Source organism: Nocardioides sp. REDSEA-S30_B4, from assembly GCF_001627265.1.
GTDB lineage: Bacteria > Actinomycetota > Actinomycetes > Propionibacteriales > Nocardioidaceae > Nocardioides.
The window spans coordinates 1-16348 of record NZ_LUPI01000039.1; the positions used below are offsets into that span (position 1 = coordinate 1).

Sequence of the window (16348 nt, forward strand, 5' to 3'; positions counted from 1 at the left end):
CCGGTGCGGTGCTTGACCCATGTGGTCTGGATGCGCTGATCCCCGACTGGAAGGAAAAGGGCGCACCGCTCAACGTGCCGGTCAAGGACGACAATTTTTACATGCTGGGCGAGGCGGGCGACGTTCGTATTCCGAACTTCCCGATGCCGCCGCTGATGAACAACCACGGCAACTACATCGTGTCGATGGGCAACGTCTGCCGCTGGATGGCCGAGCAGGCCGAGGAACTGGGTGTCGAGATCTTCCCGGGCATGGCCTGTTCCGAGCTGGTCTATGGCGAGAACGGTGAAGTGAAGGGCGTGGTTGCAGGCGAGTTCGGCAAGGAAGCCGACGGCAGCCACGGCCCGAACTACGAACCCGGCATGGAACTGCACGGTAAGTACGTCTTCATCGCCGAAGGCGTGCGCGGCTCGCTCGCCAAGCAGGTGATCGCCAAGTACGACCTCCAGAAAGGCCACTGCCCGCAGAAGTTCGGCATCGGCATGAAGGAAATCTGGGAGATCGACCCGGCCAAGCACAAGGAAGGCTCGGTCACCCACACCATGGGCTGGCCGCTGGGCTCCAACGCGGGCGGCGGGTCGTTCATCTACCACATCGAGAACAATCAGGTTTACGTCGGCTTTGTCGTCCACCTGAACTACAAGAACCCGCACCTGTTCCCCTACATGGAATTCCAGCGCTTCAAGCACCACCCGATGGTCGCCGAGCTGCTGGAAGGCGGCAAGCGCGTGGCCTACGGCGCGCGGGCGATCACCGAGGGCGGTTACCAGTCGATGCCCAAGATGGTGGCGCCCGGCGTCGCGCTGCTGGCCGGTCTCGACCCGGTGCAGGTCGGCGCATGGGCCGGGGCCAGCACCCACGAGGTCGGCCAGGTCGTGGTCGCGGGTGGGCTCGCGGGCGGCGGGACGGCGCTCTCGGTCGCGGTGCTTGTCAAGCTCGGCCGGGTGCTGCTCCTGGCGCCGGTCGTCGCCGTGCTCGGGTGGCAGGCGCGACGGGGCGGTGGCGAGCAGGGGGAGCGGGCGCCGCTCGTGCCCGGCTTCGTGGTCGCGTTCGTGCTGCTGGCCGTGGCGCGGACCTGGCTGCCGCTCCCGGACCTGCTGCTGACCGTGGCCGGCGGTGCGCAGGACCTCGCGCTCGCCGTCGCGATGGCCGCGCTCGGCTGCGCCCTGCGGCCGCGGGTGCTGGGAGCGGTCGGTGGGCGCGGGCTCGCGCTGGCGGCCTGCTCGACGCTGCTGGTCGTGCTGCTCGGCGCGCCGGTGGTACTGGCGGCCTGAGGGTCGCGGGGGTCGCGGGGGCCTCCTGGCTCGTCGCTGGCGCTCCTCGCACCTCGACCAGCGGGGCACTGGTGGTCGAGGTGCGAGCGCAGCGAGCCTCGAGACCCGGTGACGCCTACGGGGTCAGCAGCGAGCGCACCTTGTCCGACCCCAGCGCCAGGAACAGCGTGGGCAGCCGGGGGCCGCGCTCGGCGGCGACGAGCAGCTCGTAGAGCAGCGCGAAGAACGCCTTCTGGTCGGCCTTCACCTCGTCGGTCGGTGCGTCGTCGAGGCCCATGCCGCGCGCCAGCTTGGGCACGCCGTAGATCAGCGCGGTGGTCTCGTCGAGCTCGAGACGGTCGGGCAGCCGGTCGAGCAGCTGGCGCAGCCAGCGCTCCTCGTCCTCGCTGAGCGCGGCCAGCCGCTCGGCGTCCTTGGTCTCGCGGACGGTGGTGCGGTCCTCGGCGGGGACGTACTCCGACATCCAGGTCATCGCGCGGCCCAGTCGCGGCTCGAGGTCCTCGACGGAGTCGTGGGCGTGGCCGACGTCGCCGACGATGCGGCTGATCAGCTCCGCCGACCCCGCGGTCACGTCGGCGACCGAGCTGAGCAGGCGGAACGGCACGACGACCTTCGGGCGGGGCAGGGTGCCGGCGGCCGCTGTGGAGACCGCGCGCTCGTAGGCCAGCACCTGGGCGTCGCGCTTGTCGGGGTTCTCGGCCTTGCGGTTCAGGGCGTCCCACTCGTCGTACAGGCGCACGACCTCGGGGCCGAAGTCGATGTCGAAGGCCTGCTTGGGCTGGCGGCGGGCGTAGAGCCAGCGCAGGATCGGCGCCTCGAGGATGCGCAGCGCGTCGGAGGCGGTGGGCACCCCGCCCGAGGACGAGGACATCTTCTGCATGCCGGCGAATCCGACGAAGGCGTAGGCGACGTAGGAGGGCGCGCGGAAGTCGAAGACTCGCTTCACGACCTCCTTGCCGACGGTGTAGGACGAGCCGGGCGTGGAGTGGTCGAGCCCGCCGGGCTCGAAGTCGACGCCCTCGTAGGCCCAGCGCATCGGCCAGTCGACCTTCCAGACCAGCTTGCCCTCGGGCTGGGTCGCCACGTTGGTGACGTGGGAGTCGCCGCAGGCGCAGGTGTAGGCGAGGTCCGTGGTCTCGTCGTCGTACGACGTGACCTCGACGGTGTCGCGGCCGCAGCTGCGGCAGTAGGGCTTGTAGGGGAACCGCGCAAGCGAGCCGGTGCTGGTGGGGGCGTCGTCCTCGTCGGCCACGGAGTCGGCCAGCGCGGCTGCCTCCTGCTCGGACTCGGCGGCGGGCTCGGTCTTCTTGGTGCGGTGCTTGGCCAGCACCTCCTCGATCACGTCGCGGTGACGGATCGCGTGGAGGACCTGCTCGGTGTAGGCGCCGGCGAGGTACTGCTCGGTCTGGGACACCTCGACCATCTCGACGCCGAGCTCGACGAGCGCGGCGCGCAGCGGTGCCTTGAAGTGCTCGGCCCAGGAGTCGTGGCACTCCCACGGGTCGGGTACGGCGGAGAGCGGGCGCCCGATGTGCTCGGCCCAGCTCGGGTCGACCCCGGCCGGCACCTTGCGGAAGCGGTCGAAGTCGTCCCAGCTGTGCAGGTGGCGCACCGCCACGCCCCGGCGGCGCAGCTCCTCGGCCACGAAGTGCGGGGTCAGGAACTCGCGCAGGTTGCCCAGGTGGATCGGCCCCGACGGGCTCGCGCCGGACGCGCAGGTGACGATGCGTCCCTCGGGCAGGCCCTCGGTGAGGGCCTCCTGGCCGCCGGCGTGGCGGATCGCGTCGTCGGCCGCGCGGGTCACCCAGTCGATCGGCTCGGTGCTCTTGCCGCTGGGTCGGGCGGAACCGCCTCGTGACATGGGGTGCTGCTCCTGGTGGGGCTGGTGGGGCTGGTGGGTCGGGGTGGGATACGGCTGTGGGGCGGCCCGCTCCGGGCCGCGGCCACGCTACCGGGTGGGCGCGGCGGGGGGTGGCTCCGACGCCCTCGAGGTGGGACCGGAGCGCGTTCATCCCCCGACGAAAGGCGCTCCGCACGGACCAGGGCCCGAGCCACCGGCACCCAGCATGCGGATGTCCGGTGCGTGCCACAAGGAGGGTAAAGGCCTCTGGCACCAACCTGTCAGGAGTCGTACCATCGCCAGATGTCGTCCGACTCGGTCATCACCGCCCTGGGGTTCGGCAAGGCCGCCGACCGCGCCTACCACCAGGTGGTGGGGCAGAGCGGGCGCGAGCTGGTCTCGATCGCCCAGTCGGTGCTGCGCACCCCAGAGGAGCTGATGCGCGACCTCGCGCCGCTGGTCGAGCGCGGCATCGCGCAGGTCGAGGACTCCCGACTCTTCGTCCTCACCCCGGCCGAGGCCGTCGTGCGGATGGTCGAGATCAGCGCCGATTCGGCTGCTGCGGCCCACGCGCGGCTGCAGGCGGTCGGCCGGGCGCTGCCGCACCTGACCGCCAGCAACGTCCGGCCCGCCGACGGCGACGTCGAGTCGGTGCAGCCGGTCGACGGTGAGATCAGCAGCGGCGGCCAGCCGGTCGAGCTGCTGGCCGCCCTGATCCGCGGCAGCACCGGCGACCTGCTGTGGCTGCGCCCCGACCAGTTCCGCAAGCCGCGCGAGGACGCGATGGCCCAGCTCGTGGGCGAGCAGATCCAGCGCGGACGCCGCTCGCGGGCCATCTACCCGGTGCGGGCCCTGCACGAGGCCGCAGACACCCTCGCGCAGCGGGCCGGCGTGGGCGAGGAGATCCGGCTGCTGCCGCAGCTGCCGACCCGGATGTTCATCATCGGCAGCACCCACGTGATCCTCCCCGAGCCGCTGGGCTTCGTCGACGAGCCGCGCTCGCTGGTGCGCCAGCGCGGCTGGGTGGAGGCGATGACGCTGTGGTTCGAGTGCCTGTGGGAGAAGGCCTCCCCGCTGACCTCGGCCTCCCAGCGCGGCGGCACCGACATGCGGACCTTCCTGCTGCAGCAGCTCGCGGCCGGGGCCCAGGACGAGCAGATCGCCCGCCGCCTCGGGGTCAGCCTGCGCACCGTCCGTCGCCGGGTGGCGGACCTGATGTCCGAGCTCGGCGCCGAGTCGCGCTTCCAGGCCGGTGTCGAGGCGTCCAAGCGCGGCTGGATCTGACCGCCGAGAGGTCACTCGCGCACGGCCGAGAGGTCACTCATGCACGGCCGAGGGGTCGCCGGCGCACGGCCACCACCGGTGAGTGTCAGCGGCGGGGCAGGACCATCCGGTACGCCGCGGGCTCGACGTGCCAGGTGCGGTGCCGCTCCGGGCCGTAGACCTCGCCGTCGGCCGAGCAGTAGAACTCATCGCCCGACACCGAGACGGTCGAGCCGCGGAGGTAGATGACGTCCTCGCGCTCGGGGTGCTTGCCGCGCACCAGCTGGACGGCGTACCCCATCCTCGCCAGCGGTCCGATCGAACGGGCGACCATGACGTCGACCTTCCCGCTCTCGGGGTCGGCGTGCGGGGCGAGCGAGGTGCCGCCGCCCACGTCGGAGCCGTTGCCGACGGCCACCATCAGGACCGGCTGGTCGAAGTCCACGACCCGCTCACCGTCGACCTCGACGCAGAGCCGGACGTAGGGCGGCTTGACCGCGGCCATGGCGGCGCCGATCGGGTAGCCCAGCTTGCCGAGGTTGACCCTGCCCACGCCGACGCTGTGCAGGCGGTCCTTCCAGACCGACGCGCGTCGGCTGGCCTGGGCGCCGGCGCCGGCGTGGACGTGGTTGACCACGACCTCGCCGACCTCGTCGACGACCAGGTCCACGGGCCGGACCTCGCCCTCGAGGACGACGCGGGCGGCCTCCTCGATCTCGAGGGGGATGTCGTTGCCCCGCGCGAAGTCGTTGCCGGTGCCCAGCGGCAGCAGCGCGAGCGTGCGCTCGGCGAGCTCGTGGCGCCGGTGCAGCGCGGAGACGACGGCGTGCATGCTGCCGTCGCCGCCGGCCACCACGATCGTGCGCGACCCGGCGCGGTGCAGGACGCCGTTGAGCTCCCCGGGGTCGGAGGTCGCCGCGACCTCGACCGACGTGGCCTCGCGCAGCACGGCCAGGCCCCGCTCGAGCGTCTCCTCGTCGGCGGTGCCGGCGTCGCTGTTCTTGATGACGAGCAGGGGCTCCACGACGTGCGAGCGTAGTCGTCGGCAGGTCTCCCCGGGGGGTGAGGTGGGGGACGGGCCGGCGCACCGGTACGCCGGCCCGACGGTCCGCGGGCGGGCGCGACAGGCTCGGGCGGACCGGATTTTGGTAGCGTTGCGCCGCAAGAGCCCCGGCGCGCCTTGTGCCGGGCTCTTCGCGTTTCCCCGGCGCTGCCAGCGCCGGGACCGCAGTGTCCGGCAACCAGAAAGTAGCGAGCAGATGCCCGCGATCGCCATCATCGGTGCCCAGTGGGGAGACGAGGGGAAGGGCAAGGCCACCGACCTGCTCGGCTCCAGCGTCGACTACGTCGTGAAGTTCAACGGCGGCAACAATGCCGGCCACACCGTCGTCATCGACACCCCTGACGGCAAGCAGGAGAAGTACGCCCTGCACCTGCTGCCCTCCGGCATCCTCACTCCCGGCTGCACCCCGGTGATCGGCAACGGCGTCGTGGTCGACCTCGACGTGCTGATGGAGGAGCTCGACGGCCTCGAGGCCCGCGGCGTCGACACCTCGAAGCTGGTCGTCAGCGCCAGCGCGCACGTCATCGCCGACTACAACCGGACCCTGGACAAGGTCACCGAGCGGTTCCTCGGCTCCCGCCGGCTCGGCACCACCGGACGCGGCATCGGGCCGACGTACGCCGACAAGATGAACCGCATCGGCATCCGCATCCAGGACCTCTTCGACGAGAAGATCCTGCGCCAGAAGGTCGAGGGCGCCCTCGAGCTCAAGGGCCAGGTGCTGACCAAGATCTACAACCGCCGCGCCCCGCTGGTCGACGAGACCGTCGCCGAGCTGCTCAAGCACGCCGACCGGCTGCGCCCGATGGTGCGCGACACCGGCCTGCTGCTCAACCAGGCGCTGGACCGCGGCGAGACCGTGCTGCTCGAGGCCGGCCAGGCCACACTGCTCGACGTCGACCACGGCACCTACCCGTTCGTCACCTCCTCCTCGGCCACCGCCGGCGGCGCCTGCACCGGCTCGGGCATCCCGCCGATGCGGATGGACCAGGTCATCGGCATCGTGAAGGCCTACACCACGCGCGTGGGCGAGGGGCCGTTCCCGACCGAGCTGTTCGACGACTCCGGCGAGCACCTGCGCAAGGTGGGTGCCGAGTTCGGCACGACGACCGGCCGCCCGCGGCGTTGCGGCTGGTACGACGCGGTCATCGCCCGCTACGCCGCGCGGGTCAACGGCGTCACCGACTTCGTGCTCACCAAGCTCGACGTGCTGACCGGCCTCGAGCAGGTGCCCGTGTGCGTCGCCTACGACGTGGGCGGCGTGCGTCACGACGAGATGCCGGTCAACCAGACCGACTTCCACCACGCGGTGCCGATCTACGAGTACCTCCCCGGCTGGTGGGAGGACATCTCCGGCGCCCGCACGTTCGCCGACCTGCCGCAGAACGCGCAGGACTACGTGCGTGCGGTGGAGAAGATGTCCGGCGCCCGGATCTCCGCCGTGGGCGTCGGGCCCTCGCGGGACGCCACCGTCGTCGTCCACCCGCTGATCTGATCCTCCCCTCCGGCTGAGAAGGACCCTCGCGTGAGCTCGTCCCCCCTGACCTGTCTCGTCATCGGCACCGGGGGGCGCGAGCACGCGCTGGCCCGCGCGCTCTCGCTCGACCCCGGAGTCGCCGCGGTGCACGCGGCGCCGGGCAACCCCGGCATCGCCGCGGTCGCCACGCTGCACGACGTCGACCCGCTCTCGGGGGAGTCGGTCGCCGACCTCGCCGAGTCGCTGGGCGCGGACCTGGTCGTCGTGGGCCCCGAGGCGCCGCTGGTGGCCGGGGTCGCCGACGTGGTGCGGGCGCGGGGGATCGCGGTCTTCGGTCCGTCCGGTGCCGCCGCGCAGCTCGAGGGCTCCAAGGCGTTCGCCAAGGAGGTCATGGAGGCCGCCGGCGTCCCGACCGCCGCCGCGATGGTGTGCACGACCCCGGTCGAGGTGCAGGCCGCCCTCGACGCCTACGGCCCGCCCTACGTCGTCAAGGACGACGGCCTGGCCGCCGGCAAGGGCGTGGTCGTCACCACCGACCGCGACGCCGCCGTCGAGCACGCCGCGCAGTGCGAGCGCGTGGTGATCGAGGAGTTCCTCGACGGGCCGGAGGTGTCGTTGTTCGCCCTGACCGACGGGACCACCGTCTACCCGCTGCAGCCCGCCCAGGACTTCAAGCGCATCTTCGACGGCGACGAGGGCGCCAACACCGGCGGCATGGGCGCCTACACCCCGCTGCCGTGGGCGCCCGAGGGCCTGGTCGAGGAGGTCCTGCGCGACGTGCTGCAGCCGACCGTCGACGAGATGGCCCGCCGCGGCACCCCGTTCTCCGGTCTGCTCTACGCCGGCCTCGCGCTCACCTCCCGCGGCGTGCGCGTGGTCGAGTTCAACGCCCGCTTCGGCGACCCCGAGACCCAGCCACTCATGGCGCTGCTGGACTCCCCGCTCTCCCCGCTGCTGATGGGCTCGGCCACCGGCACGCTCGCCTCGGTCCCCGCGCCCACCTGGAAGCCGGGCGCGGCCGTCGCCGTCGTGATGGCCTCGGCCGGCTACCCCGAGTCCTCCTCCAAGGGCGACGTGATCCGCGGGCTCCCCGACGCGGAGGCGCTCGAGGGCGTGCACGTCATCCACGCGGGCACCGCGATGGTCGAGCGGGCCACGGTCACCGCCGGCGGACGCGTGCTGGCAGTCGTCGGGACCGGTGGCTCCCTCGGCGAGGCGCGCGAAGCGGCGTACGACGGGGTGAGCTGCATCGAGTTCGAGGGCGCCCAGCACCGGACCGACATCGCGGCGAAGGCGGCGGCCGGCGAGGCGTGAGGTTCATCGGGGCGCCGATGAAGCTCACGGTGCCCCGACGCAGGTGCATCGGTGGGGCGTGAGACCCCCGCCCCGGACCACGATGTGCCCCGCACGGACGGACACGCGACAATGGCCGCCGTGACCGTCCCGAACGTCCTCGCCACCCGTTACGCCGCCGCCGACCTGGCCGAGATCTGGTCGCCCGAGCACAAGATCGTCCTGGAGCGCCAGCTCTGGGTCGCGGTGCTGAAGGCCCAGAAGGACCTCGGCATCGAGGTCCCCGAGGGCGTCGTCGAGGCCTACGAGGCGGTCGTGGCCCGCGGCGAGGAGGCCGTCGACCTCGACTCGATCGCCGCGCGCGAGCGGGTCACCCGCCACGACGTGAAGGCGCGCATCGAGGAGTTCTGCGCGCTCGCCGGTCACGAGCACATCCACAAGGGCATGACCAGCCGCGACCTCACCGAGAACGTCGAGCAGCTGCAGGTCAAGCAGTCCCTCGCCCTCCTGCGCGACCGCGCCGTCGCCACCCTGGCGCGGCTCGGCCGCCTCGCCGCCGAGCACGAGACCACCGTGATGGCCGGACGCTCCCACAACGTCGCCGCGCAGGCGACCACGCTGGGCAAGCGGTTCGCGACCGCCGCCGACGAGATGCTGGTCTCCGTCGAGCGCGTCGAGGACCTCCTCGCGCGCTACCCGCTGCGCGGCATCAAGGGCCCGATGGGCACCGCCCAGGACATGCTCGACCTCCTCGACGGTGACGCCGAGAAGCTCGCCGACCTCGAGCAGCGCGTCGCCGCCCACCTCGGCTTCGAGCGGGTGCTGACCAGCGTCGGGCAGGTCTACCCGCGCAGCCTGGACTTCGACGTGCTCTCCGCGTTGGTCCAGCTGACCGCCGGCCCGTCGAACCTCGCGACCACGATCCGGCTGATGGCCGGCAACGAGATCGTCACCGAGGGCTTCAAGGAGGGGCAGGTCGGCTCCTCGGCGATGCCGCACAAGATGAACACCCGCTCCTGCGAGCGCGTCAACGGCCTGGCCGTCGTCACCCGCGGCTACCTCTCGATGGTGGGCGAGCTGGCCGGCGACCAGTGGAACGAGGGCGACGTGTCCTGCTCCGTCGTACGCCGCGTGGCGCTGCCCGACGCGTTCTTCGCCGTCGACGGGCTGTTCCAGACCTTCCTCACCGTGCTCGACGAGTTCGGCGCGTTCCCGGCCGTGATCCAGCGCGAGCTCGACCGCTACCTCCCGTTCCTGGCCACCACCAAGGTGCTGATGAGCGCGGTCCGCAACGGCGTCGGCCGCGAGACCGCCCACGAGGCGATCAAGGAGGCCGCGGTCGGCACCGCGCTCTCGATGCGCCAGGGCCAGGCCGAGAACGACGTCTTCGCCAAGCTCGCCGCCGACGAGCGGCTCGGGCTCACCCAGGCCCAGCTCGAGGCGCTGGTCGCGGAGCCGATCAGCTTCACCGGCGCCGCTGTGGCGCAGGTGCAGGCGGTCGTCCGGGCCGTCGAGGCGCTGTGCGAGCGGCACCCGGCGGCTGCGGCGTACTCGCCCGGCGCCATCCTCTGACGCCGCTTCCACTCGCTGCGGCGGACACCTCACCCGGGTGAAACATCCGACGTGTTGACTTGTCCGCATGGTTGAGGAGACCCGTACGCCGGAGACCGCCGACCTCATCGAGGCCGACCGCCGCGAGCCCCGGGTGTCGGCGTTCGCGGGGGGCGTGTCCTCCGACGAGCAGCACGCCTCGCTGCGGGCGTCGGTGCGTCAGCTCGGCCGCCTGCTCGGGGAGGCGATCAGCCGGCACCAGGGTCCGGAGACGCTCGCGCTGGTCGAGCAGGTCCGCGAGCTCTCGCGCGACCCCGACGACGGCGACCTGCACGCGCTGCTCAGCGAGCAGGACGACGCGACGGCCGTGACCCTGGCGCGCGCATTCACGGCGTACTTCCAGCTCGTCAACGTCACCGAGCAGCTGCACCGCTGGCAGGAGGTGACCGAGGACGGCGAGGGGCCGCTGGCCGCGACGACCGGCCGCATCCGTGAGGCGCTCGACGAGGGCTCGCTGAGCCCGGAGCTGCTGACCGAGGTGCTCGGCCGGGTCGAGTACCGCCCCGTCTTCACCGCCCACCCCACCGAGTCCACCCGCCGCACGGTCCTGCGGCTGCTGCGCAAGGTCGCCGCGACGATCGCCGCCGCCGAGGACCCGCGCCGCCGCCCCGGCGACGACGCGCGCACCGAGCGCCGCCTCGCCGAGCTGGTCGACCTGCTGTGGCAGACCGACGAGCTGCGCATCGCCAAGCCGCAGCCCACCGACGAGGCGCGCACCGCGCTCTACTACCTCGCCCAGATCGCCCAGCACGTCATCCCCGGGCTGATGGAGGAGCTGCAGCACCAGCTCGGCACCGTCGGTGTCGAGCTGCCCGCCGACGCGCGGCCGCTGCGCTTCGGCACGTGGGCGGGCGGCGACCGCGACGGCAACCCGTTCGTCACCCCGGAGGTCACGCTGGAGGTGCTCGGCCTGCAGCATGACTTCGGGCTGCGCGAGCTGGTCCGCCAGGTCGAAGAGCTGCTCACCGAGATGAGCGCCTCCACCCGCGTCGTCGACGTGACCGAGGAGCTCCAGGAGTCGCTGGCCGCCGACGCCGAGGCGCTGCCGATCACCTACTCCACGATCAAGCGGCTCAACGCCGAGGAGCCCTACCGCCTCAAGCTCAGCTTCGTCCGCGTCCGTCTCCAGCGCACCCGCGACCGGCTCGCGAACGGCACCGCCCACGAGCCCGGCCGCGACTACCTCGGGTTCGCCGAGCTGCTGCGCGACCTCACGCTCGTGCGCGACTCGATGCTCGCTGACGGCGACACGCTGACCGGCAACGGCGCGATCCTGCGGATGATCCGCACCGCCACCGCGACCGGCCTCGGCATGGCGACCCTCGACGTGCGCGAGCACAGCGGCAAGCACCACGACGCCCTCGCGGAGCTCTTCGACCGCACCGGCGAGCTCGACGTGCCGTACGCCGACCTCGACCGTGAGCAGCGCATCGAGCTGCTCTCCCGGGAGATGGCGGGTCGGCGTCCGCTCGTCGGCGCCGGGCACCCGCTGGGTGACGGTCAGGCCGCCGCCAGCCTGGAGCTGATGCAGACCCTGCGCACGGCGCTGGACACCTACGGCCCCGACGTCGTCGAGACCTACATCGTGTCGATGGCGCACGACGTCGACGACCTCTTCGCGGTCGTGGTGCTGGCCCGCGAGGCCGGGCTGGTCGACACAGGCGCCGAGGGGGAGGACGCGGTCGCGCGGATCGGGTTCGCCCCGCTCTTCGAGACCGTCGCCGAGCTCGAGGTGGCGGGGCCGCTGCTGGAGCGGCTGCTCTCGGACCCGGCGTACCGTCGCGTGGTCGCCGCCCGCGGGGACGTGCAGGAGATCATGCTCGGCTACTCAGACTCCTCCAAGGACGCCGGCATCGCCGCCTCGCAGTGGCAGATCCACCGCGCCCAGCGGGCGCTGCGCGACATCGCCCGCGAGCACGGCGTGCGGCTGCGGCTCTTCCACGGCCGCGGCGGCTCGGTGGGTCGTGGCGGTGGCCCGACGGCGGAGGCGATCCTCTCCCAGCCCTACGGCTCTCTCGACGGGCCCATCAAGGTGACCGAGCAGGGCGAGGTCATCTCCGACAAGTACCTCCTGCCCGAGCTCGGTCGCTACAACCTCGAGGGCGCGCTCGCCGCCGTGGTCGAGGCATCGGTCCTGCACCGCACCTCGCTGCTGCCGCAGGAGGTCCTCGACGACTGGAACGGCACCATGGACCTGGTCGCCGGCCACGGCCAGACGGCCTACCGCGGGCTGGTGCGCGACGAGGCGCTCGTGCCGTTCTTCGTCACCGCGACCCCGGTCGACGAGCTGGGCAAGATGAACATCGGCTCGCGCCCGTCCAAGCGCCCCGGCGGCGCCGGCGGCCTCGACGACCTGCGCGCGATCCCGTGGGTCTTCGGGTGGACCCAGTCGCGGATCATCCTGCCCGGCTGGTTCGGCGTCGGCTCCGGCCTCGCCGCGGCCCGCGAGGACGGTCGCCTGGAGACGCTGCAGGAGATGTACGGCTCTTGGAGCTTCTTCCGCACCTTCCTCTCCAACGTGCAGATGACGCTCACCAAGACCGACCTCGACATCGCCGGTCGCTACGTCCGCACCCTCGTGCCCGACGAGGCGGCCGGCATCTTCGACGTCATCCGCGCCGAGCACGAGCGCACCGTCGAGGAGGTGCTGCGGGTGACCGGCCAGTCCGCGCTGCTCGAGCAGGCTCCGGTGCTGCGCCGCACCCTCGAGCTGCGCGACCACTACCTCGCGCCGCTGCACGCGCTCCAGGTCTCGATGCTGGCCCGCTCCCGCGAGGCCGTCGGCGACGACCCGGACGCCTCCGCGCCCGAGGACGTCCAACGCGCGCTGTCGCTGACGATCAACGGCATCGCCGCGGGGCTGCGAAACACCGGCTGATCCCGGCTGACCCCGGGCTGGCCCGGGGTGGCCGTAGCCGGACGGACCGAACCGGCTGGTCGACCACCGACCCACGCGGCGTGTCCGTCAGTTCCGCCGCTGTTCGGTCCGTCCGGCTACGTGGGGGCATTCGTCACGACCGCAACGAGCGGACCGCGACGGCCAGCGAAGCGGCGACCATCAGCGCGGCCACGACCAGCGCCGCGCGCAGGCCGGCGGCAGCGCCGTACGACGTGGCGACGACGGTGTAGGCGGTGACGCCTGCGGCCGTGCCGAGCGCCGAGCCGATGCGCTGGCCGGTCTGCAGCGCCCCGCCGGCAGCGCCGCCCATCCGCGGCGGGACCTCGTCGAGGGTGAGGGTGATGTTGGGGGAGATGACCGCCCCGCCACCGAGCCCGGCGACGAACAGCAGCGGCGCACCGCCCCGCGCCACCACCCGGCGCTCCCACCGCACGAACGCCCAACCCAGCGCCGGGACCGCCGCGAGCAGGACCAGCCAGCGGTACCCGCCGCCCTCCAGGCTCACCAGCGGGTAGATCACGCACAGCACGGCCAGCCCGAGCAGGAGCGCGCCGACGAGGTCGAGCCTGGGGTCGTCGCCCTCCGAGGAGACCTCGGACGGGACGATCCGGGCGACCAGCACGAGCGCCACCAGTCCGACGGGCACGTTGACCCAGAAGATCCAGCGCCAGCCGTCCTCGCTGCCTGCCAGGGTGATGATCAGCCCGCCGAGCACGGGGCCGAGCGCGGAGGAGATCGAGACGACGAAGCCGAAGAGGCCGAAGGCCCGTCCCCGCTCCGCGCCCCGGAAGAGCGTCTGGATGAGCCCGGAGTTCTGCGGGGTCAGCAGCCCGGCGCTGATGCCCTGGAGCAGCCTCGCGGCCACCACGAGCTCGATGCCCGGGGCGATCCCGACGAGCGCGCTGGAAACCACGAACCCGGTCAGCCCGACCAGCATCAGCCGCCGTCGCCCGAACGCGTCGCCGAGCCGCCCGCCGATCACGAGCACCAGGCCGAAGCTCAGCGCGTACCCCGACACCACCCACTGCACCGCGGCCGCCGACGTGTCCAGCCCCGACTGCATCGAGGGGATCGCGACGTTGACGATCGTGACGTCGAGCAGCGACATGAAGCCGACGACCAGCGACACCGCGAGGATGCGCCAGCGCCGCGGGTCCGGCTCGTACGCCGTGCTCCGCCGCCCCTCCGCGTCCTCGCCCGTCGCGGGCTGCGCCTGCTGCTCGACCACCACCCCACCCTCTCCCCGCGCCCAACACCCTCCCGGGTCGAGCACAGCCGGTCGAGCACAGCGGGTCGAGCCGGCGCATTGGTACGCCGGCTCGGCGTGCGGGTGGGTCGAACCGGCGCATTGGTACGCCGGCCCGGCGTGCTGGGGCGTGGTGGTGGCCACTCGGGAAGGTTGTGGAGGAGTGCCGACGTGGCGGACCGGGTGCAGGGCCGCGACCATAGGGGGCATGTCCACCCCCGTCACCGTGAGCATCACCCGGCATCTCGACCCCGGCCGCGAGGTCGAGATGACCAGCTGGCTGCAGGCGGGTACGACGTTGGCCCAGCGCTTCCCGGGGTTCCTCGGCGCCGGGTGGGTCCGGCCGGAGGCCGACTCCGAGACGTGGCACATGCTCTACCGGTTCGCCGACGCCGAGTCGCTCCAGGCGTGGGAGGACTCCCCGCAGCGACAGTGGTGGCGCGACTCCGCGGCCGGGCTGGGCGTCGTGGAGAGCCGAGTGGAGCGGCGTACCGGGATCGAGGGCTGGTTCGACGAGCCGCACTCCCGCGACATCCGTGACCTCCGCATGGGCCCGAAGGCGCCGCCGCGGTGGAAGCAGGCGGTGACCATCTTCCTGGTGTTCTACCCGTTGTCGGTGCTGGTCAACTGGCTGGCCGGCGCGGTCGGGGTCAACGACCTGACGCTGCTGCTGCGGGTCTTCCTGGTCATCGCGGTGATGACGCCGACGATGACGTACTTCGCGCTGCCGTGGATCACGCGACGGATGGAGTGGTTCCTCCAGGGGCAGCCGCCGCCCTGGCGCCGCGCACGGTGAGTGGCGGGGGCTCGACGTCCGCTCGTCGCTGGCGCTCCTCGCTGCTCGACCACCGGGACCGGCCCGCTGCTCGCCGGCGCTCCTCGCTGCTCGACCACCGGGGGGCGGCCCTAGGCTGGGGCCGTGGCCGACCTGAACATCCCGCCCGCTCCCGCGATCGCCGGCACCCGGCACGTCCACTCCGGCAAGGTGCGTGACCTCTACGAGGTCACCGAGGGCGACCACGCCGGCCGCTTCCTCATGGTCGCCAGCGACCGCCTCTCGATCTTCGACTTCGTGCTCGACACCACGATCCCCGACAAGGGCGAGATCCTGACCCGGATGTCGCTGTGGTGGTTCGAGCAGCTCTCCGACCTGGTCCCGCACCACGTGGTGTCCACCGACGTGCCCGAGGCCGTCCGCGGCCGCGCGGTGATCTGCGAGAAGCTCGACATGTTCCCGGTCGAGTGCGTGGCCCGCGGCTACCTCACCGGCTCCGGCCTCATCGACTACCGCGCCACCGGCGAGGTCTGCGGGGTCCCGCTGCCCGCCGGTCTGGTCGACGGCAGCCGCCTGGACCACCCGATCTTCACCCCCGCCACGAAGGCCGAGCTCGGCGACCACGACGAGAACGTCTCCTACGACGCCGTCGTGGCGACCATCGGTGCCGACGACGCGGCCGCCCTGCGCGACCTGACGCTGCAGGTCTACGCCCGCGCCGAGTCGCTGGCCCGGGAGCGCGGCATCCTGCTGGCCGACACGAAGCTGGAGTTCGGGCGGAGGTCGGACGGGGCCGTCGTCCTGGGCGACGAGGTGCTCACCCCCGACTCCAGCCGGTTCTGGCCGGCCGACGACTACGAGCCCGGCCGCACCCAGCCGTCCTACGACAAGCAGATCGTGCGCAACTGGGCACTCTCTCCCGAGTCGGGCTGGGACAAGGCGTCCGGCGAGGCGCCGCCCGCGCTGCCCACCGAGGTCGTCGAGCGCACCCGTTCGCGCTACATCGAGGCCTACGAGCGCCTCACCGGCCAGCGGTTCTGAGAGCGGGTACGACGATGCACACCGTCGGCGGCACCGTGCCGTTCCCCGTGCCGGCCGAGGTGGCCTTCGACTACCTCGTCGACCCGGCCAACCGCCCCCAGTGGCAGTCCAGCCTGGCCGCGGTCGAGGACGTCACCGGGCAGGTCGGGGTCGGGCAGACCTGGACCGACGTCACCAGGCCCGGGCTGCGTCCGGCGATGCGCACCACCTCCTACGACCGGCCGCGCCAGTGGTCCGAGGACGGCACCTGGAAGGCCGTGACGGCCGCGCTGGACCTGGAGTTCGTCCCGACCGGGACCGGGTGCGACGTGCGGTTCCGCTTCCGGATCACCGGGCCCGGGCCGGTGCGTGGGATCGGGTTGCTGGCGTCGTACGCCTCGGTGCTGCCGGTGCGCGCCGACCTGAGGAAGGCCGCGCAGATCCTGGGGTCGCGAAGCCGCTGAGGCAGGGCTGGGCAGGTCGTCGCTGTGGCGGGATCCAGCACCGGCGCCGATCTTTGGACGGCAGCACTGCCCGCGTTGGTGACCGGTCGGTAGGTTGGCGCCGAACCCGACGTGACGGAGGCC

General features: G+C 72.5%; 12 protein-coding genes. 9 read left to right on the forward strand and 3 right to left on the reverse strand.

The window, feature by feature from the left end; all coding sequences use genetic code 11:
• On the forward strand, positions 1-1274 hold a 1274-nt coding region (locus tag A6R01_RS09345), incomplete at its 5' end, for a putative sulfate exporter family transporter (RefSeq protein WP_292605173.1).
• Positions 1275-1389: 115 nt separating this feature from the next.
• Here the strand turns inward: A6R01_RS09345 and lysS are convergent.
• On the reverse strand, positions 1390-3135 hold the full coding sequence (lysS, locus tag A6R01_RS09350; RefSeq protein WP_292605174.1) for a lysine--tRNA ligase: 1746 nt from the start codon (positions 3133-3135) through the stop codon (positions 1390-1392).
• A gap of 282 nt (positions 3136-3417) precedes the next feature.
• Between lysS and A6R01_RS09355 the strand changes: the two genes are divergently transcribed.
• Positions 3418-4398: a helix-turn-helix transcriptional regulator gene (locus A6R01_RS09355; protein WP_292605175.1), complete on the forward strand. Its 981-nt coding sequence runs from the start codon at positions 3418-3420 to the stop codon at positions 4396-4398.
• 85 nt (positions 4399-4483) lie between these two features.
• On the opposite strand, the gene A6R01_RS09360 is transcribed toward A6R01_RS09355, so the two are convergent.
• Positions 4484-5401, reverse strand: coding sequence for a diacylglycerol kinase family protein (locus tag A6R01_RS09360; RefSeq protein WP_292605176.1), 918 nt, complete (start codon positions 5399-5401; stop codon positions 4484-4486).
• 235 nt (positions 5402-5636) lie between these two features.
• On the opposite strand from A6R01_RS09360, the gene A6R01_RS09365 reads away from it, so the two are divergent.
• The 4 genes from A6R01_RS09365 to ppc all read left to right on the forward strand — a co-directional run bounded on the left by A6R01_RS09365 (position 5637) and on the right by ppc (position 12699).
• The gene (locus tag A6R01_RS09365; RefSeq protein ID WP_292605177.1) at positions 5637-6935 is read left to right on the forward strand and encodes an adenylosuccinate synthase; all 1299 of its coding nucleotides are present in this window, start codon (positions 5637-5639) and stop codon (positions 6933-6935) included.
• A gap of 45 nt (positions 6936-6980) precedes the next feature.
• Positions 6981-8231: a phosphoribosylamine--glycine ligase gene (gene purD / locus A6R01_RS09370; RefSeq protein ID WP_292605244.1), complete on the forward strand. Its 1251-nt coding sequence runs from the start codon at positions 6981-6983 to the stop codon at positions 8229-8231.
• 111 nt (positions 8232-8342) lie between these two features.
• Complete coding sequence (purB, locus tag A6R01_RS09375) at positions 8343-9782, forward strand: adenylosuccinate lyase (RefSeq protein ID WP_292605178.1); 1440 nt, start codon at positions 8343-8345, stop codon at positions 9780-9782.
• Positions 9783-9849: 67 nt separating this feature from the next.
• Complete coding sequence (gene ppc, locus A6R01_RS09380; RefSeq protein WP_292605179.1) at positions 9850-12699, forward strand: phosphoenolpyruvate carboxylase; 2850 nt, start codon at positions 9850-9852, stop codon at positions 12697-12699.
• Between the two features lie 133 nt (positions 12700-12832).
• On the opposite strand, the gene A6R01_RS09385 is transcribed toward ppc, so the two are convergent.
• Complete coding sequence (locus tag A6R01_RS09385; protein ID WP_292605180.1) at positions 12833-13948, reverse strand: MFS transporter; 1116 nt, start codon at positions 13946-13948, stop codon at positions 12833-12835.
• 226 nt (positions 13949-14174) lie between these two features.
• On the opposite strand from A6R01_RS09385, the gene A6R01_RS09390 reads away from it, so the two are divergent.
• The 3 genes from A6R01_RS09390 (at position 14175) to A6R01_RS09400 (ending at position 16225) form a co-directional block, all read left to right on the forward strand.
• The gene (locus A6R01_RS09390) at positions 14175-14762 is read left to right on the forward strand and encodes an antibiotic biosynthesis monooxygenase (protein ID WP_292605182.1); all 588 of its coding nucleotides are present in this window, start codon (positions 14175-14177) and stop codon (positions 14760-14762) included.
• 123 nt (positions 14763-14885) lie between these two features.
• Positions 14886-15782 (forward strand): phosphoribosylaminoimidazolesuccinocarboxamide synthase, encoded by an 897-nt coding sequence (locus tag A6R01_RS09395; RefSeq protein WP_292605184.1) that lies wholly within the window; start codon positions 14886-14888, stop codon positions 15780-15782.
• Between the two features lie 14 nt (positions 15783-15796).
• Positions 15797-16225: an SRPBCC family protein gene (locus A6R01_RS09400; protein WP_292605186.1), complete on the forward strand. Its 429-nt coding sequence runs from the start codon at positions 15797-15799 to the stop codon at positions 16223-16225.
• Positions 16226-16348: the final 123 nt, after the last annotated feature.